At 63.1% G+C, this 17,642-nt stretch carries 18 protein-coding genes and 2 pseudogenes; 5 read left to right on the top strand and 15 right to left on the bottom strand.

The genetic code is table 11. The annotated features are described in order from the left end of the window. Positions 1-26: 26 nt before the first annotated feature. The 4 genes from aldA to FJ959_RS08270 form a co-directional block, all read right to left on the bottom strand. The gene (gene aldA, locus FJ959_RS08285) at positions 27-1,511 is read right to left on the bottom strand and encodes an aldehyde dehydrogenase (RefSeq protein WP_140629491.1); all 1,485 of its coding nucleotides are present in this window, start codon (positions 1,509-1,511) and stop codon (positions 27-29) included. Positions 1,512-1,552: 41 nt separating this feature from the next. After that, entirely contained in the window at positions 1,553-2,584 is a 1,032-nt protein-coding gene (pdxA, locus tag FJ959_RS08280; protein WP_140630157.1) for a 4-hydroxythreonine-4-phosphate dehydrogenase PdxA, read from the bottom strand. A gap of 224 nt (positions 2,585-2,808) precedes the next feature. Continuing rightward, on the bottom strand, positions 2,809-3,909 hold the full coding sequence (locus FJ959_RS08275) for a four-carbon acid sugar kinase family protein (RefSeq protein WP_140524039.1): 1,101 nt from the start codon (positions 3,907-3,909) through the stop codon (positions 2,809-2,811). After that, positions 3,896-4,624, bottom strand: a complete 729-nt coding sequence (locus FJ959_RS08270) for a DeoR/GlpR family DNA-binding transcription regulator (RefSeq protein ID WP_319023033.1) — start codon at positions 4,622-4,624, stop codon at positions 3,896-3,898. Before FJ959_RS08270 ends, FJ959_RS08275 begins: the two co-directional genes overlap by 14 nt. Between FJ959_RS08270 and FJ959_RS32575 the strand changes: the two genes are divergently transcribed. Next, the gene (locus FJ959_RS32575; RefSeq protein WP_319023034.1) at positions 4,541-4,735 is read left to right on the top strand and encodes a hypothetical protein; all 195 of its coding nucleotides are present in this window, start codon (positions 4,541-4,543) and stop codon (positions 4,733-4,735) included. The genes FJ959_RS08270 and FJ959_RS32575 overlap by 84 nt on opposite strands. 254 nt (positions 4,736-4,989) lie before the next feature. Here the strand turns inward: FJ959_RS32575 and FJ959_RS32100 are convergent, their stop codons facing one another. Beyond that, complete coding sequence (locus tag FJ959_RS32100) at positions 4,990-5,409, bottom strand: hypothetical protein (RefSeq protein ID WP_246679055.1); 420 nt, start codon at positions 5,407-5,409, stop codon at positions 4,990-4,992. Between the two features lie 96 nt (positions 5,410-5,505). Here FJ959_RS32100 and FJ959_RS08260 point away from each other — a divergent pair, with 96 nt between their 5' ends. After that, positions 5,506-6,432 (top strand): LysR family transcriptional regulator, encoded by a 927-nt coding sequence (locus FJ959_RS08260; RefSeq protein WP_140496511.1) that lies wholly within the window; start codon positions 5,506-5,508, stop codon positions 6,430-6,432. Positions 6,433-6,909: 477 nt separating this feature from the next. After that, positions 6,910-7,062, top strand: coding sequence for a hypothetical protein (locus tag FJ959_RS31600; protein WP_181172008.1), 153 nt, complete (start codon positions 6,910-6,912; stop codon positions 7,060-7,062). 52 nt (positions 7,063-7,114) lie between these two features. Here the strand turns inward: FJ959_RS31600 and FJ959_RS08250 are convergent, their stop codons facing one another. Beyond that, positions 7,115-8,854: an FAD-dependent oxidoreductase gene (locus FJ959_RS08250; protein WP_140630155.1), complete on the bottom strand. Its 1,740-nt coding sequence runs from the start codon at positions 8,852-8,854 to the stop codon at positions 7,115-7,117. Positions 8,855-9,222: 368 nt separating this feature from the next. Here FJ959_RS08250 and FJ959_RS32095 point away from each other — a divergent pair. Beyond that, positions 9,223-9,557 (top strand): annotated as a pseudogene (locus FJ959_RS32095) (DDE-type integrase/transposase/recombinase); the annotation flags it as partial. 136 nt (positions 9,558-9,693) lie between these two features. On the opposite strand, the gene FJ959_RS08240 reads toward FJ959_RS32095, so the two are convergent. From FJ959_RS08240 to FJ959_RS08200, 9 genes are all read right to left on the bottom strand, one after another. Beyond that, positions 9,694-10,344, bottom strand: a complete 651-nt coding sequence (locus tag FJ959_RS08240) for a prepilin-type N-terminal cleavage/methylation domain-containing protein (protein WP_140496507.1) — start codon at positions 10,342-10,344, stop codon at positions 9,694-9,696. Further along, positions 10,341-10,709, bottom strand: coding sequence for a prepilin-type N-terminal cleavage/methylation domain-containing protein (locus FJ959_RS08235; RefSeq protein WP_140496503.1), 369 nt, complete (start codon positions 10,707-10,709; stop codon positions 10,341-10,343). The genes FJ959_RS08240 and FJ959_RS08235 overlap by 4 nt, the downstream gene beginning before the upstream one ends. After that, positions 10,706-11,182, bottom strand: coding sequence for a hypothetical protein (locus FJ959_RS08230; protein WP_140624775.1), 477 nt, complete (start codon positions 11,180-11,182; stop codon positions 10,706-10,708). The genes FJ959_RS08235 and FJ959_RS08230 overlap by 4 nt, the downstream gene beginning before the upstream one ends. Beyond that, positions 11,163-11,603 (bottom strand): type II secretion system major pseudopilin GspG, encoded by a 441-nt coding sequence (gspG, locus tag FJ959_RS08225; RefSeq protein WP_140496499.1) that lies wholly within the window; start codon positions 11,601-11,603, stop codon positions 11,163-11,165. The genes FJ959_RS08230 and gspG overlap by 20 nt, the downstream gene beginning before the upstream one ends. A 12-nt stretch (positions 11,604-11,615) precedes the next feature. Continuing rightward, positions 11,616-12,821, bottom strand: a complete 1,206-nt coding sequence (locus FJ959_RS08220) for a type II secretion system F family protein (protein ID WP_181175175.1) — start codon at positions 12,819-12,821, stop codon at positions 11,616-11,618. 124 nt (positions 12,822-12,945) lie between these two features. Beyond that, complete coding sequence (locus tag FJ959_RS08215) at positions 12,946-13,437, bottom strand: hypothetical protein (RefSeq protein WP_140629482.1); 492 nt, start codon at positions 13,435-13,437, stop codon at positions 12,946-12,948. Next, a complete protein-coding gene (gene gspM, locus FJ959_RS08210; protein ID WP_140629480.1) occupies positions 13,434-14,042 on the bottom strand; it encodes a type II secretion system protein GspM in 609 nt (202 codons plus the stop codon). Before gspM ends, FJ959_RS08215 begins: the two co-directional genes overlap by 4 nt. Beyond that, the gene (locus FJ959_RS08205; protein ID WP_140629477.1) at positions 14,039-15,004 is read right to left on the bottom strand and encodes a PilN domain-containing protein; all 966 of its coding nucleotides are present in this window, start codon (positions 15,002-15,004) and stop codon (positions 14,039-14,041) included. Before FJ959_RS08205 ends, gspM begins: the two co-directional genes overlap by 4 nt. 256 nt (positions 15,005-15,260) lie before the next feature. Then, positions 15,261-17,063: an IlvD/Edd family dehydratase gene (locus tag FJ959_RS08200; RefSeq protein WP_140560836.1), complete on the bottom strand. Its 1,803-nt coding sequence runs from the start codon at positions 17,061-17,063 to the stop codon at positions 15,261-15,263. Positions 17,064-17,231: 168 nt separating this feature from the next. Here FJ959_RS08200 and FJ959_RS08195 point away from each other — a divergent pair. Then, positions 17,232-17,642: pseudogene (locus FJ959_RS08195) on the top strand (NAD(P)(+) transhydrogenase (Re/Si-specific) subunit alpha); the annotation flags it as partial.

Raw genomic sequence — 17,642 nt, 5'->3', positions numbered from 1 at the left:
GGCTGGTCGTACTGTCTGGGCGCTGTTCAGCGCCCGTAAGGCATCAATGCCGCCGTGGCGGCACCCGAGTAATTCACGTAGACCGTCTTCTTGCGCATGTAGCTCTCGAGCCCGTGTACGCCGTCATCGCCGCCCAATCCGCTCTCGCGGAAGCCGACATGGAAGCCCTGCAGCATTTCTGGCCCGATCCGGTTCACATAGATTTCGCCAAACGAAACCTCGTTGACGGCGTTCATGACGCGACCCAGATCGTTGGTGAAAAGATAGGCCGACAGGCCATAGCGACTGGCATTGGTGATGCTGACTGCCTCCTCGAAGGTGTCGAAGGGCATGATCGGCACGACCGGGCCGAAGATTTCCCGCGTCATGATCGGCATGTCGGGCGTCACGTCGGTCAATACGGTCGGATTGAGCCAGTAGCCACCGTCGATCGGCGCCTTGGCCGGGCGTCCGCCGGCCAGAGCCAGCTTCGCGCCGCCCGCGACGGCTTCCGCCAGGACCACCTCGACCTTTTCCAATTCCTCACGGCTGACTTTGGGACCGATATCGGTATTCGCCTGCATCGGATCACCGACGACCAGCGACTTCGAGAACTCCACGAAGCGCGTGACGAACTGATCGTAAATCGAACGGTGGACGAGCGTGCGTTCGTTGCATATGCAGACCTGCCCGCAATTCATGTAGCGCGAGGTGGCCGCCGACCGCACCGCCAGGTCGAGATCGGCATCGGCCAGGACGATGAAGGGCGCCTTGCCGCCAAGCTCCAGCGAAACGGGCGTCAGGTTGCGCGAAGCATTCGCCATGATGCGCTTGCCGGTCGGCACGCTTCCGGTCATGGTGATGAGGTCGACGCCGGGTTCCGTGCACAGCACCTCGCCTATGGTTTCGCCTCGTCCTGTTATGATGTTGACGACGCCGTCCGGCACGCCCGCTTCCACAAAGATGCGAGCCATTTCGAGCGCCGAAAGCGGCGTGTCTTCATGCGGTTTGAGGACGATGGTGTCGCCGGCGATCATGGCGGGCGCCACCTTTCGGCTGACCAGGGCGCTCGGGTAATTCCAGGGAATGATGGCGGCGACGACGCCTACGGGTACGCGCTGGATCCAGACCTGCTCTCCCGCGTAGTCGGATGGCAGGATCTCACCTTGAATGCGGCGGGCAAACTCGGCGTAGTAGTCGAAGAACTCGGCCGCACCGCCGACTTCACCCATGGCCTCATTGATCGGCTTGCCTTGTTCCCTGACGACCACCTCGGCCAGATGTCGGGCGTTCTGCCGGATCAAGACCGCGATCCGCTTCATGATCGCCGCACGAGCGAGGGGTGATTTGAGCCCCCAGGCTTTCTGCGCCTTACGGGCTGCCTCTATCGCCTGGCGAGCCTGATCCGGACTTGCCTCGGGCACGTCGACAAAAGCCTTGCCGTTGGCCGGGTTGATCACCGGGCGCGTGCCGGCTTCGCCGGTGACAAATCTGCCGTCGATCAGCATGAGATGGGACTTCTCTACAGCCATGGTTCGATCCGCTTCTTCGTGCGTTGCAGGCGTGCCGGCGCCTAAGGTTTGGATTTTGCCGCGGCCATCTGGACGGCGAACTCGATCGCCTCGACCAGGCTGTCCTCGTTGGCGATGCCCTTGCCGGCGATGTCGAAGGCCGTGCCGTGGTCGACGGAGGTACGAATGATCGGAAGGCCGAGCGTCACATTGACACCGGAGAGCGCTTTCCATTCACCGGTCGCGGGATCGACATTGAAGCCGAGCAGCTTCACCGGAACATGGCCCTGATCGTGATACATCGCGACCACCGCATCATACTGACGCGCACGTAGCTTGACGAAGACCGTGTCGCCCGGAACAGGTCCAACCACGGTGAAATCGGGCGATGTGTAAGAGGCGACGACCGGGGTCGTGATGTCGATGTCCTCACGACCGAAAATGCCGCCTTCGCCAGCGTGCGGGTTGAGCGCGGCAATCGCAATGCGCGGATGCGCAATGCCGAGGCCCTGCAATGCCTCGACAGTCAACTTGATAACCCGGCGCAAACGAGGTCCGGTCAGTTTCGAGGGAACTTGAGCCAGCGCCACATGGGTCGAGACATGGCTGACGCGAAAGTCGCCATGGGCAAGCATCATCACGGAATCGCGGGCGCCCGTCAGTTCTGCCAGCATGTCGGTATGGCCGGCATAGTGATAGCCGGCCAGGTTGAGCGCTTCCTTGTTGAGGGGGGCCGTAACGATACCCGCAATCGAGCCGGCCTGGGCCAGGCGAACAGCCTTTTCGATGGCCAGGTAGGCAAGGCGCCCGCCTTCGGCCGACATGACGCCTGTCTCTATGGGGGTCCGCTCTGGTCCGGCCTCAAGAATGGCCACGGGCGGAAAAGGTCTGGCGGCCGAAGCCGACGGTTCTTCCCGCTCGATACGTCCTGAAATGGACTCCATCGCGCGCATCGCGGTGGCGCTGCCGATGATGAGAAGCGACAGTGACCCGTCGGCCAGGCGCGGTTTCAGCCGTGCGCATGCCTTCGCGATGATCTCGGGGCCGATGCCCGCGGGATCACCCATAGTGATGCCGAGCCTTGGACCAGACATAAACACCCCATATCGGTCAATTGTGATCATCTTCTAATCCTTCTGGCCATATATGCGCAATAGTTTTCTTTCGCGATCATTCGCAATCAAACTTCACGGCTGATCGGGCTCGCGTCTCTCCCTTTGCGGGCTGAAATCTCGACCACACCCGGCTTCGCAGTGCTTTTTGACGCTATTTGACCGGCAAGGCGGATGTACCGCGGCTTCGCCGGCGATCGTTTTGATCAGGGACGCGCGAGAGCGGCAAGCCTGCAGAGCAGGGCGCTGTCGCCGAACGCGCCCGATTTCGAAATCGTGGCCAGCCCCTCGAAAACGCCGCCTTTGATGACGGAAACCGGCAGCCCCGGCTCGATCTCGCTTTCGACCGTGAGTTCGACGGCGCCTAGGCTGTCGCACACCGACCGCAATGTTTCGCCGCCAGTGACGAGCAACGTGCCGGGCCTTGGCAAACCTTCGAGAAGCGAGGCAAAAACCTTGCCGATATGATCCGCCACCGCGTGGCGATCACCCGATGCAGCGACGCTGACAATTGATGGCGCGCCTTGCATCATACGCTCCGCCAAGCGCTTTTTCGCTTTGTCGATGTCGCGTTCGACGACGATATGCGCATCCGCATGCCCGGCGGCAAAGACGGCCACCTGTCCCGCCGTGATCTCGTGATTTGTGCCGACAAGGCCAAGGAACGGCCCGGATAACGCAAGAGCAGGCTTCTGCGGTGCTTTCATGTGCCGGGCGAGTGCCGCCGCCAAGCCGCCTGTACCGACCCACAAGATCCGTGCCTCCGGCATTCCGGCCGTTGCGACGATCTTGTCCAGGTCCGTGTCCGTTTCGGCGTCGTAGAGGGTGATGAAATGAGCCGACCGTGCCCCCGGTGTTGAACGCCCGACCGAAAAGCGCTGGCCGAGGTCGGCGAGGAGGTCGGGACCTACCATTTCGGGGCGATCGAGCCGCCATTGGCGTCCGACGCGCGTAACGCGCCCCTGAAACGGGAAAGCAGGCGCCAGCACAACGCGCTGGTATGTCCCCTCGACGATGCAGGCTTCTATTTCGGCGATGACGTGACCGCGCAAAAGGCTGTCGATCTTCTTGAAACTCAGCTGTCCGGCGGCGAGCCATGGCGCGAGCGCCCGGTGCCTGGCGACGGCCGTCGCCTCGGCGCCCTCTCGTGTGGCGACATCGACAGCCATGCGCTCCGAAAACGGACCGTCCAGTCGCCAGCTCACCCCAATGCCGTGGCCGGGCGATGCGAAGGAAACCGCGCTGTCCAGGGCGCCGGTCAGGTCATCGGCTACGACCCGGATATCCACGCCCTCAAGAGCGCTCAACTGAAGAACCTGGACGGCTGACGCGCACGACGCGGACGTTCACATCGAGCGTCCGAAGATTGGTGAGGTGAGCTTGATCGATGCCCTCGTCGGTAATGATCTGGTGGATATCGGCCAGACGGCAGATGGTGCAGAAATTGGGGGCAGTGAACTTCGAATTGTCCGCAAGCACGACGACACGGCGCGCCGCCGCGATCATCGCCTGCTTCATCGCCGCAACCTCTAGCGAGGTCTCCGTGAGCATGTCTCCGGTGATGGCATGGGTCCCAAGAATGGCCACATCGGCGTGGATGGTTCGCAGGAAATTCTCGCCGGGCTGGCCGACCAGGGTCAGTGAGCCTGGCTTGCAGGTGCCTCCAAGCATGACGAGGCGTACTTCCGGCACGGTTGCAAGTATCTGCGCGATCGCGAGGCTGTTGGTAACGGCGGTAAGCGGAATAGGCGCCGCGGCGATGGCGCGGGCGACTTCCAGCACGGTCGTGCTTGCGTCGAAAATGACGCTTTGGCCGGCGCGGAGTTCCGACATCATGGCGGCACCGATGGCCTCTTTCTCTGCCCTGGCGAAATGCGCCGCGGTGGCGAGATCCGGCTCGAAGGTGGCGAGTTCCGTGCGCTGAAGCATCGCCCCGCCATGCGTTCGCTCCAGTGCTCCCTGCCGTTCAAGCATCTCGAGATCGCGCCGGATGGTCGAAGGCGATGCGCCGATGAGATCGATGAGTTCCTGAACGCCTACAGCTCCTTGCCGTTTGAGGCATTCGAGAATGAAGGCATGACGCTTGGCTGGAATCAAATCGACCCGTCCGCGCCCGCCATCGTCTTCCCGTGACCCGGCGGACGCCGAGGGCGCCATGTCCTCCACCGCTGATTTTCGGACATTCCTAGCCACGTTTGTATCTCCGCACGGCGTCGCAAACGCGCTCGCCTGAATCACGGCGAGCGATCTGCCGCAAATATCATGAATCCATCCAGCAAGCCCAATCGTTTGTCATTTTTGGTGGGCGATTTCCCATTGTTTGGCTCCATTGGAATTATTTTGACTGATTTTGACCGCATATGCTAATCAAATGTGGTCATCCTTGGTCAGGAGAAATTGAAAAACGAGCAGTTTTCGTCAAAAAACTTTCTGCGGTGGCGGTAACGGCGCGGCAGATGGGGGGTGTAGACGATGAAGCGGCACTTCGTGATGCCGTTCTGCTGACGCGACCTGGAGACGACGTCGGTCCCGCCGGCCGAATTGGCTTGGCGCTGGCTGGCAACTCGGCCCGCGGAGGATCTTCTGACGAGGCGAGCGTCGTCGGAGTTCTCGATGCCCTGGGGCTTGCCCGGGATGACGAGACGGCGGCCGACTTGGCAGACGAGCTTACGCATCTTGCTGCGACCCACGGCACTGTCGGAACGACGATCGGCGCCTTCGCGGCCGTCGAGCGCCGAGGCCTTCCACGCACTGGCGGGTCCTGGTTCGCCGACGCGCTGTTGGTACAGCGGCTGGGTTGGCCCCACGCGGGTCCCGCTGTTCGGTGGCGAAACCGCCAATGATCTTCATTTGAAATGCTTGCGGTCGATGTGATCTCGATATAACATTTACGCAATCCAGGCATGACCCCACCGCTCCACTCGATCATTTCCAGGCTCCACCTGAAACAGCTGCGGCTCCTAGTCGCGCTGGGCGAGCACGGCTCGCTTTTGAAGGCATCGCAGCAGGTCGCGTTGACGCAACCGGGCGCGAGCAAGGCATTGCAGGAAATCGAGACGACCTTCGGCACGCCGCTGTTCGTTCGCACCAACCGGGGCCTGGAGCCCAATGCCGTCGGCCATTGCGTGATCCGCTATGCGCGCCTGATCCAGACGGATCTCGCGCACCTGCGCGACGAGATCGTCGGAATCATGCGTGGCCAGGGCGGGCGGGTGGCGGCCGGCGTCATCATGGGCGCGGTGCCGCTGCTCACCGATGCCATCTCCGCGCTCGTTGCGCGGCAGGCCGACTTGTCCGTCGAGATCGTCGAGGACACCAGCGCCGCCCTGCTGGCCCAGCTCGAAGCCGGCCGGCTCGACCTGGCGATCTGCCGCACGACCATCAGCCAGGCGCCGCAGGTCTACGACAGCGTGAAGCTCCAGGATGAAACGCTCGCGGTGATCGCGAACGTCGGCCATCCGCTGCGACACGCGAAGAAGCTAACCCTGCAGGAGCTGGCGCCATACCGATGGGTGGTATACCGCGCGAACATGCCGATGCGGCTCTTGCTCGAACGCGAATACCGCGATTGCGGGATCCGGTTCCCGCAGCACCTGCTCGAGACGACCTCCGCTTTTGCGACGCTGGCGCTGCTGCAGGCCAACCCGTCCTTCGTGGCCCTGGTGTCGATCGAAGTCGCGCAGTTCTTCGCGCACCGGCAGATGACGCGCATCCTGCCGCTGGCCCTGGCGTCGCGAAGCGAGGCCTATGAGCTCGTCACCCGCAAGGGGGCGTGGGTTCCGCCCGCCGCCAAACTGCTGATCGACGAATTGGTCCATCGCCAGTCCTGAGCATCAGGTCGGCGCGACCGCGCCGGTCAGCGCTGTATCCGCCAGGGTGCCGCATGGGCAAGGCGATGGACCTGGCCAGCGGGGCCGAGGTGGGGCCGTCCGTGCGCGCCATGACCGAGCGGCTCGGCTTGCCGACGGGCTTGGCCCAACTGGGCGTGGCGCGCGATGTTCCCCGACATCGTCCGGGGCGCCTTGAAGGACCACAGCCACCTGACCAACCCGCGCGTTGCATCCGACACCGGTTATGAAGCGATGCTCGAAGTCAGCCTTTAGGAAGCAAGCACACTATGTTCAACACCTGATCGGCGGCGAGTGGGTCGAAGGCCCTCGCGTCTCGCGCAACATCAACCCCTCGGACACGCGCGACGTCATTGGCGAGTTCGCGCAAGCCGAGGCGGCCCAAGCCAGGCAGGCCATCGCCGCAGCCACCCAGGCCCGGTCCGCCTGGGGCCTGTCCACCCCGCCGAAGTGGGCCAGGTGCTGCTGGACGACAAACGCGCCAACGCGATCAGCTTCACCGGCCCGGTGGCCACCGGCCAGCGCATCGCGCAGGCCTGTGTCGCGTGCATGGCCAAGTTCCCCATGCCGCCGGTGCTGGAATCACTGGCCTCGGGTCCGCGGAACAGGTAGTCCCGCCGGACCGAGAGGCCTGGCGGGACTATTGTTGAGAGCCGTAGTCCTGCTAATACGAACTGGAGGCTGCGTGCCTTCCTGCGATGATGCCCTGAGAGAGAGCTCGACCGTTCCCGTGCTGACTGAATCCGCCAGCAGCTTCGCCGGCGGCGTAGAGGCCGGGAATCACCTGAGCGGCATAGTCGAGGACCTGGCTTGAGCCGTTGATGCGCAGGCCGGACCGGGCGTCGTGGATCACCGGCGTCGACCAGGCGGCATAGAAGGGGCCCCGTTGGATCTTGAATTGGGGTGTCGGTTTGCCGAAGTCGGCGTCGGCACCCGCGTCAACAAAGCTGTTGTACCGTGTCACCGTTTCGACCAGGTTGCTTGCCGGCATGGGAACCCGCTGATGCGGCATGACGATCTTCTGTGCGAGTTCCTCCAGCGTGTTTGCCTGGAAGAAGAATCCATCGGGATCGACGAAGGGCGGCGCCACATTCCATCTCTGGCGGGCCACGGCATCTGCATCGAAGATGGCCCAGATCGGGCCACCGCCGTTGTGGCCGTCGCCGATTCCAGCCAGAGCGGCGTTGATCCAGTTTTGCGGGTTGTATGTGATGTTCTTGGCGTTCAGGTAGCTGCCCTGAGTGTACGGGTTGACCGAGCCAGCGCTGTTCGTCCCGAATTGACCTCCCGTTTCGTCGTAGAACCGCCTCCCGATCATGTTTACATGGATAACGTTCTGGTTGTTGACGTTGGCTAGTCCCGAAGCTTTCGCAAGGTGGAAGACAGGGCTATTGGGCCCCCACTGCAGGAACGAGTAGTTGTACCGCGTTCCGATGGCGGTTGGCTTGGTGATGTTAGTGCCGAACTCTCCAGTCTGGTTGTACGTGCCCGCGAGCGACGCGCCGACATTCAGCCCTGCGAGTATGCCGCTGGCGTCCTGGAAGGAATAGGGCTCGCCAGCGACGCCGCAGTACTCCGCGGTGAGCCGTGGGTCGAACTGTCGGCGGTATTCCACATTGCCGTTTCCGCCGCCACTCGCAATCACTACGCCCTTGCGTGCCTGAATGTTAACGAGGCGGCCCTGATTGGAGGCTACGACCCCGACCACGCCCGCTTTCGTCCGCAGCAGTGACTCCAAACGGTAATTCAGCAGGATCTTCACGCCACGCGCCTTTGCCGCGGCCTCCAGCGGATATATGAAGCCGGGCCCTTGAGACGTCGTCCGCTGTTGGCTCGCGGCTACCGGCAAGCCGGTCCGGACCGAGACGTAGTTCATGATCGCCGTATGCATCATACGGTTCACCGAGTTGCCGACCTCATTGCCGCCGACATTGTCGGGCCTGGATGTCGTCCACACGACGCCATGGCGGACCAGAAAGTTGTAAAGGTCGACGTTGACGTCGGCAAATGCCCGGATCAGCTCGCGATCGTTATAGCGGTAGCTCGGAAAGCCGTTCGCCTGGACGATGGACCAGTCGGTAAGGTCGCGATACAGGAGGTCTGGCGAGTCCGCGATGCCGGCCGCCATCTGGGCAGGGGTTCCGCCTCCCAGGGGAATGTTGCCTGAGCTGACGATGCCACGTCCCCCGATGTGCGGTTGCGCCTCGAGGACAATAACCGACGCGCCCGCCTCTGCGGCGGCGACTGCGGCCCCGAGGCCCGCCGAGCCGCAACCCACAACGACGATATCGGCTACGCGCGGGTCCGCGGCATTGGCAATGCTCGGCTGCAATATGCTGCTGGCCACCCCTGCGGCGGCGATTCCGGCGCCGGCCTTCAACAATGAGCGTCGGCTGACTGTCATTACGTTCTCCTCCTGATATTTTTAGACCAGCGCATTCGGGCCAGCGCATTCGGGATTGTTTGGATCTGGGCCTGAACAGCGAAACTCATTAATCGTGATCGCCGCAGAGACTTGGCCGGCCGGAGTATTGCAGCATTCGCTCGCGCGACAACTGAGAAGATGTGATCTCGGTATAACGTTTACTCAACCCAGGCATGGCCCCACCGCTCCACTCGATCGTTTCCAGGATCCACCTGAAACAGTTGCGGCTCCTACTCGCGCTGGGCGAGCATGGCTCGCTCCTCAAAGCCTCGCAGCAGGTCGCGTTGACGCAACCGGGCGAGCAAGGCATTGCAGGAAATCGAGACGACCTTCGGTCGCCGCTGGGTTACGGCAGGCCGGAACGCATTGTCATCGACGGCAGCCAAACCAACCGCGAGGCGGTCATTTCCTGCGATGCTGAAAGCCGTCTGCGGGACCGCCCGCGACGTTCACCGAAGCCGATTCACATCCGCAACAGCAAGTACCTCTATAATTGGATCGAACAGAACCATCGACGCGTCAAGCGCCGCATCCACTCCATGTTCGGCTTCAAGTGAATGCGACCGCCGAGGTTATTCTCACTGGCATGGAGATGGTTCACATGATGCGCAGACAGCAGGCGAGGTTTGCCTACAATCCATCTCCCTCGATCGCCGAGCAGTTCGAGATCCTGGCAGCCTGATCAGCGACGCGAAAACAAAAGAACGATTTGCGACAGAGCCCGCGAATGTCGATAGCCAGCGGCAGCCTTGCGCCGTCTGCATGCCACGCTGTTTTGCAAGCCTGTTATCGGCGCCAATCGTACAGCCCTGCGGAGTTCAGAAGCCGATGCCGTAGCGCTGCAGACACGGCGCGAGCGCTTCGGCCGCGCCGCAACGCGCGGGCAGCTCGACGCGTAACCGCGCATAGGCCCATTGCCGCCAGGGACGCGGAGAACTGCCGGATATCTCGATACGGACGAGTGACGGCATGCGGTTGGTGCTTGTCCATTCGGGGCTGAGCGCGCCGTCCGGCCCGGCATAGCTGAACGAAAGCTTCAGATCGCCTCGCACCAGCGGAAGATCCTCCCCGCCCTCGCCCATCCTGTGATCGCGGCGGGCACGAATGAGGGCCTCGTCGGCTCCGGCCCGACCCATCGAATAGGTGATGTCATCAAGTCCCGCACGCGGCTCGTAGCCGAGCGCCGGGCGCTCGAAGGTGACCTCGTCGGCATGGCCGGTGAAGCGGATCGCAGCGGCTCCCTCCGGGTTGGAATAGCCGGGCTGCGCCGCCTCCAGATCCTCGACCATCCGGTCGAGAATCACCGCCACCGTGTCCTCCTGCCCGCCTCTGGCGATTATCCCCTGCCATTGGCGCAGCCAGGTTCCGGTGTAGAGTGCCAGCCCGCCAAACAGCATCGTCGCAAGCACCAGCGAAGCCAATGCCTCGATCAGCGTGAAGCCGGCCCGAGCGCTGCGTTTCCTTGTCATTGCCGCTTGCCGAGGCGCACGGTCTGCATCGCGTCGTCATCCGATCCGTCGGTGCTGCGAACGGTGACGGAGTAAAGCTGCCATCCGGCGCGAGCCAGGGCAGTGCCGCGTTCGAAGCGGTACGGTTCCACGATGACCGTGAAGCCTCCGATCACGCGCCGGCCCGTTCGCAACGGGCTAAGGGTCATCGCCGCCGCCATGGCAGCCTGCATGCCGACACGGCGTTCGGTCGATCGTTCCAGACCCGCGAACGCACCTGCGGTGCCCGTGATCATGCGCGCGATCGGAACGATCAGCAGCACGGCGACGGCAAGCGAGGCCAGAACCTCGATCAGCGTGAAGCCGCGTCTGCGCCGTCCTGTCATTTCGGCCTCATTTCCACGCGGCCGGTCAACCAGTCGACGCGCAGTTCGATCTCCCGGCCGCTGGCGGACAGTGTCATGACGCCCCCACACGACCGTCCGTCGGCAAGGAAGCGCAAGGCTCTGCTTCCGCCTCGTATGGGACACCGGTCCGACGTGACCCAGTTCATGGCCACCCCATCCCTGATCGAGATCGGATTGGCGCCATCCACCTGGATGCGTTTGTTTCCCGGATCGACCCTCACGTCGGCGACGCTGCCCGTGGTCAGCGCCTTCGCTCTGCCCTTGCGGAACTCCCCGCTGACGCGAACCGCCTCGCCAGAAAGCTCGGCAGCCCCGATGCTGGAACGCGGGCGCGGCATCAGCACGAAGGCCGCGAGAGCGACGATCGCAAGCGCCGCGACCACGTCGAGCAGCACGACACCGCGTTGCGTCCTTTTGCGGTTGCTGTTGCCCTTAGGGCTGGGCGGACACATTGGAGCCGCGCCCACCGGGCCCGTCGGTGGTGATGTTGAACGTCTTTCCGTCGCTTGCGTATCTGTATTCATGACCCCACGGATCGAGCGGAACGGTCTCGCCGCGAACGTATGGCCCGTTCCAGACCTGGATGGTCGAGGGCTTGCGCACCAGCGCTCCCAGCCCCTCTGCCTGCACCGGATAACGGCCGACATCGATGTAGAAGATGTCGAGCGCGCTGGAAAACGCCTCGATCTGAAGCTTCGCCGCACGCACGCGCGAGTCGGACAACTGCGCGAGAACACGAGGACCGACGAGCGCCGAGATCAGGCCGATGATGGCCAGCACGACCAGCATCTCGATCAGCGTAAAGCCTGCCTCGCGGCGCCGGGCACGCTTGCGCTGCATGAGATTGGGACCAACTGCGAAATGAACGCTCATGCAAACAGCCTCCTAGCGGACCATGTCGTTGAATGACATGAGGGTGGACATGATCGACACGATCATACCACCGATCAAGATACTGATGGTTGCCACTGCCGCAGGGCCGACAAGCCCGACGATACGGGACAGCGAACGCTCCAGCCGCACTTCATAGAAGTCGGCGACACGATAGGCCAGCCCTGCGAGTTCGCCACTTTGCTCGCCGAGCCTCAACATGCGCACCGCCAGCGGGGGAAGCTGAAGAATCTCAAGCGCATGGCCAAGCCTATTCCCCTGCCTCAGCGCGTCGGACGCCTGCTGCGCGCGTGCCCGCGCGGCCTCGCCGTGGTCGACGGTATCGCTGATGAGCTTGAAAGCCACAGGAACCGCCACGCCAGTCTCGACCATGATGCCCAGGAGACGGGCGAAGCGCCCCGTCCGATAGCTCCCCGGTATCTCCGACAAAAGCGGAAGTTTCTTGGCGAAACCCCAAAGCCATGCCCAGAGAAGGCCCCGCCGCGCCGCCACGAACCCCAGCAATACGAGTATCGAAGCCGCAAGCAAAAGGACCAGCCCATAAGCGCGCAGGAAATTCGAGACCGCGAACATCACCACCATCAGCGTGTCCTTCTTGCCGCTCTGCATGAGCATCGGTTCGAACTGAGGAACGACCCCCACCAGGAAGAAGACCAGTACGCAGATCGTGCCGGCAAACAGGACTGCCGGATACCGCAGCGCCTCGCTGACTTTGGCCCGCAATGCCTCGAAATGCTGGCGCTCCTGCACGATGCGCGACAGGAGGGTGGCTAACTTGCCGGAGGTCTCCGCGACACGAACCATGGCGACCTGGAACGCCGGGAACAGAGCGGGCCAGGCTTCCAGCGCTCTGGAGAACGAGGTGCCCGACGCCAGGTCGGTGCGAATGCCGGCAACCACGGGCTGAAGCCTGCCGCTGTCGAATTCCTTTTCCATGATCGCCAGCGCTTCGTCGATCCGGATCCCCGCATTCAGCATGATCGACAGGTCGGAGAGCAGCCGCGTGACCTGCGACGCCGGTATTCGGGTCGAAAACAGCGGTGCGCGCGATGCAGACTGCCTCGGTTCGACACTTACCGGGATCAGCCCGCGCGCCCCGAGCTTCTGGACGGCATCGTCGGAATCGGACGCATCGATCCGCCCGAGTTCGAGACGACCCTCGCCATTCAAAGCCTTGTATGCGAATGCCGTGGAGACCATGGAGGCCAAATTTCCTAACTGTACGCCTCTACTGGAGACGTTCGTTCCTGATAGCTGTCTGTGAAAGAAACTCGCTCCATTAATCCCTGCCGGAGGCTCGGAATGTGCAACCACTCCATTTGGATCAACCCCCTGAAGGCGTGGGCACCGGCTCCTCCGGTGGCAACATTTGTTCACCGCTTGCCTCATCCGAAAACCGCAGCGAGGCGCGTCCTCCCGCTCCATCGAGCTTGACTTCGAACTGGCCGACTTCCTTCAGGGTCCAACCTTCCCGGCTTTCCCCCGTGCGCAGCGTGAAGGCCGCCATTTCGGCCGGGGTGGTGAAGGTCGCGCTGTTGAGCCTTTCCGACCGCACGATGCCAACCAATTGCCACTCGGGCGCCGCGGCAGGCGGGGGCTCGGGTTCCGGCTCGGGCTGCACGACAATAAGTTCCGGCTCGGGGGCACCGAACGCGATCGGGGCAGTCCGGTCCGGCGAGAACAGGGGCCGATCCCGAAGCGCCGCATAGTCGCTCACCTGGCGTTCCCTGACCGATAGCTTTTCTGCGCCGAAGGACAGGCTCGAAGAGGCCGCGATGGCGGCGAGCATCATTGTCGCGCCCAGCATGGTCATCATGACTGGGGTCCCTTCTCCCGGAAGGCCGACAGCGTGACGTTCAGCGACAGCGGCCGATCCATGGAACCCGAGGTCTGATTCCCCCCCAGATCGACGTTTCGGTTCAACCGAAGCCTGAAGCTATCAACGACCATGACGGGCGAGCTTGCCTCGATGGCGTACATGAGATCGGGCAGCGATTGCTCCATAACCTCGATATCGGCAGTTAAACGAATGCGTTCCAAAGACTCCAACTGAGGATCGCTTATATCGGCGACCTCACCGTCTGTGGGAACATCGACGCGCCGGATAACGGCACCCACGCGTTCAACGCGGTTGGAGAGCAGACTCTGGAATTCGGCCGAGACGAGCCCACTGGTTTGGGCATCGAGAAGAATCTTGCCCTCGCCGGGATCCAGAGCCTGGTTCGCGCCTTGGGGAACCGGGGAAGTGGACGCCTTGCTTTCGAGCAAGGCGGTACGTTCCTCATAGAGCGCCAGCGCGCCCGCCTCCGCGCGCCAGGACAGCAGCGTATCGGCGACGAGTACAAGAGCTCCGACGACCAGCAGGGCCATGACGACCAGGGATTGAAGCCGCGTGTCGCGCCACAGGGGTGTCGTCCTCATCGCAGCGAACCTCCCGTGCGGATGAGCGGGCGGGTATCGACCTCGAACTCCGAGGTAACGCCATCCTCGCCGCGCAGGGCCGATCCGACCAGCTTGCTGTCTTCGAAGCGACCCGACGATTCCAGCGCGGTCAGTACTTCGGGCACGTCCTTGGTCCGGCCCGAGAGACGCATGCGGCCATTGGCGAAGGACACCTCAATGGCATAGGAATGCGTCGGCAAAACCTGAGCCAGGTCGTCCAATGCTCCCAGCGCGCTTATCGCGTCGTCCTTGATATTCAGCGCCTCCTGCTCAGGCGCTGTTTCAGCCTTGTCCGGAGTCGCCGCCAGCGCGATTGCCTGGCGCGCCTTCTCGGCCCGGATCTCGACGGCGGCGCGGCGCTCGGCATAGTTGTTCTGGATCATCGGCCGCACCGCCGGAGCCGTGACTGCAGCGACTAGGCTTACGCCCAGAACTCCGGCAAGGACAAACTTTATCCGGCCACGCGTGCCGGTGACCCGTTGCCGCTGTGTCAATACTTCCACGGCATCGCCTTCCGGAAACGGCGCCGAGATCACGACCTGGCGGGCCTCGGCCACGTTCAGGCAGGCCAAGGCAGCAGCGACACGCGACCTCGGAACGATTGCGACGGCGACGGTGATCTGCCGCGCCTCACGGCTGATCCCGAGGACCCGGTGGCCGAAATAGATATCGGAAGCAGGCAATGGCGAAAGCGCGCCCATCCGCGACGTAACGATGCCTTCGACGTGGCTGGCAGCCTCCATCGGCAGTTCGATCCGGCGCGCGATCACCCAGCTCGCCGGGATGCCGAGATGGACCGCCTTTCCATTCACCGCGGTGCGCAATGCGGCCGGCGCCTGCGTGTCTGGAGAAATCGGTATCAACAGGGGTGCTGACGGCTTTCGGCTGGTCGCCGGCTCGATTTCAAGCGCGCTCCCATCGTCCGCGACCCGCGCGACCACGCGGCTGCCGGATTTGACGCGCGCAAGTTCATCCAGCAGGGAGGCCGGTCCCGCGATCCAGTCATCCAAGCCGCGGATCGCCGCGGTGAAAGGATAAGCCATTCCGGTCAAACCCCAGAGCAGAAGCCGGCACCGGATCCGGAGTTCCGTCGCCCGCGTGAATACAAATCATAGCGCATCTTCAGGCCCTAATTCCAGATCAGTCACAGTTCTTCGCCAATCGAGCACCGATCTTGAACGCAGAGTAGGAACTGTTCTAATGATTGTCGCGCGGCAGGCCGCTGGTGACGGCGATGTTCTGGTACTTCACCGCCGGCTTCAGAACCATTCCCTCGGACAACTGGTCAACCATTGACCGCTGGATCTCCTGCCAGGGTGTCTGATGCTTCGGATATGCATAGCCGCCCTTGTTTTGCAGGTCGACGCGACGGCGCTTGATCTCGTCGTCCGACACGAGGATGTCGGCGGTCCCCTTGCGCAGGTCGATGCGTACCCGGTCACCCGTACGCAGCAGCGCAAGGCCACCACCGACGGCCGCCTCGGGCGAGGCGTTGAGGATCGATGGAGAGCCGGAAGTGCCGGACTGACGGCCATCGCCGATGCAGGGCAGCGAGTGGATGCCCGCCTTCAGCAGGTAGGCCGGCGGCTGCATGTTCACGACTTCGGCGCCGCCCGGATAACCGACAGGGCCGGCTCCGCGCATGAACAGGATGGTATTCTCGTTCAGGCCGAGTGACGGATCCTCAATGCGACGGTGGTAGTCTTCCGGACCGTCGAAGACGACGGCGACGCCCTCGAAGGCATCGGGGTCTCGCGGATTTGACAGATAGCGGTCGCGAAACTCCGGCGAGATGACCGACGTCTTCATGATTGCGGAATCGAACAGATTGCCTTTCAGGTTGATGAAGCCGGCTTCCTTCCTGAGCGGATTGGCCACGGTACGGATGACCTTGCCGTCGAGATTCTCCGCCGCGGCGCAATTGTCGCCGATCGTGCGGCCGTTGACGGTCATGGCTCCAGGATGCGGCAGCAAGCCGGCCTTCATCAGCTCTGCCACCACGGCCGGCACACCGCCCGCATGATGATAGTCCTCGCCGAGATATTCACCGGCCGGCTGGAGATTTACGATCAGCGGAACGTGGTGACCGACCTTCTGCCAGTCATCGACGGTCAGCGACACGCCGAGATGCCGCGCGATGGCGTTGAGGTGGATCGGCGCATTGGTCGAGCCGCCGATGGCAGAATTGACGACGATGGCGTTCTCGAAGGCTTCCCGCGTCATGATGTCGGAGGGTTTCAAGTCCTCGCGCACCATGTCGACGATGCGCTTGCCGGTTTGGTAGGCGATCTGGCCGCGCTCGCGATAGGGTGCTGGAATGGCGGCGGAGCCCGGCAACTGCATGCCGAGCGCCTCGGCCAGCGAGTTCATCGTCGTCGCCGTGCCCATCGTGTTGCAGTAGCCGACGGACGGCGCCGATGAAGCGACGATGTCCATGAACTGGTCGTAGTCGATCTCTCCTGCCGCCAGCCTTTCGCGTGACTTCCACACGACCGTGCCGGAGCCGGTGCGTTCGCCCTTGTGCCAGCCGTTCAGCATCGGGCCGACGGACAGCGCTATGGCTGGAATGTTGACGGTGGCCGCGGCCATCAGCAGCGCCGGGGTGGTCTTGTCGCAGCCGATGGTCAGCACGACGCCATCCAGCGGATAGCCATAAAGCAACTCGACGAGAGCGAGATAGGCGAGGTTGCGGTCGAGCGCGGCGGTGGGCCGCTTGCCTGTCTCCTGGATCGGGTGGACCGGGAATTCCAACGGCACCCCGCCGGCGGCCACAATGCCGTCGCGCACGCGCTTGGCGAGCTCGATATGATGCCGGTTGCAAGGTGACAGGTCCGAGCCCGTCTGGGCGATGCCGATAAGCGGCTTTCCGGACTGCAGTTCTTCGCGGGTCAGCCCATAGTTCAGATAGCGTTCGAGGTAGAGCGCCGTCATGCCGGGATTGTCCGGATTGTCGAACCACTCGCGCGAGCGTAGCCGCTTCGCACCATTGATCTTGGACATTTACACCTCCAGAACCGCCGTTTGGCCATCGATATGGCATCGGCAACTGGCGGACAAGTACCCTCAATCAGATATGTGGACAAATTGCCCATTTTGTGGATTGTAGTAAGATGTGAACGATACGGCAGGCGCGCAGATGCGCCGCGTGCCGGGGAGGGGTAGCCAAGCGTGAGCCAGATCATCTTCATTCCCGCCGAGGGCGGCTCGGGCGAACCCCGTGTCGCGGCGTCGCCCGATACGGTGAAGCGCATAGCCGCCCTTGGCTTCGACGTGGTGGTTGAGAGCGGAGCGGGCACACTGTCCCGCATCGCCGACGAAGACTACGCGAAGGCCGGTGCCACCATTGGTTCCGCATCCGATGCGGCCCGTGCGGATGTGATTCTGAAGGTGCGCCGGCCGACTGATGCGGAGCTGAAAAGCTACAAGTCAGGCGCTGCGGTCATCGCCATCATGGATCCGTATGGCAACGATGCCGCCGTCGCGGCGCTGGCCAAGGCCGGGCTGACGGCCTTTGCGATGGAATTCATGCCGCGCATCACGCGCGCCCAGTCGATGGACGTCTTGTCCTCGCAGGCTAAC

This window comes from Mesorhizobium sp. B2-2-4, assembly GCF_006442375.1.
Lineage (GTDB): Bacteria > Pseudomonadota > Alphaproteobacteria > Rhizobiales > Rhizobiaceae > Mesorhizobium.
This window is presented reverse-complemented; position numbering and strand designations above follow the sequence as displayed.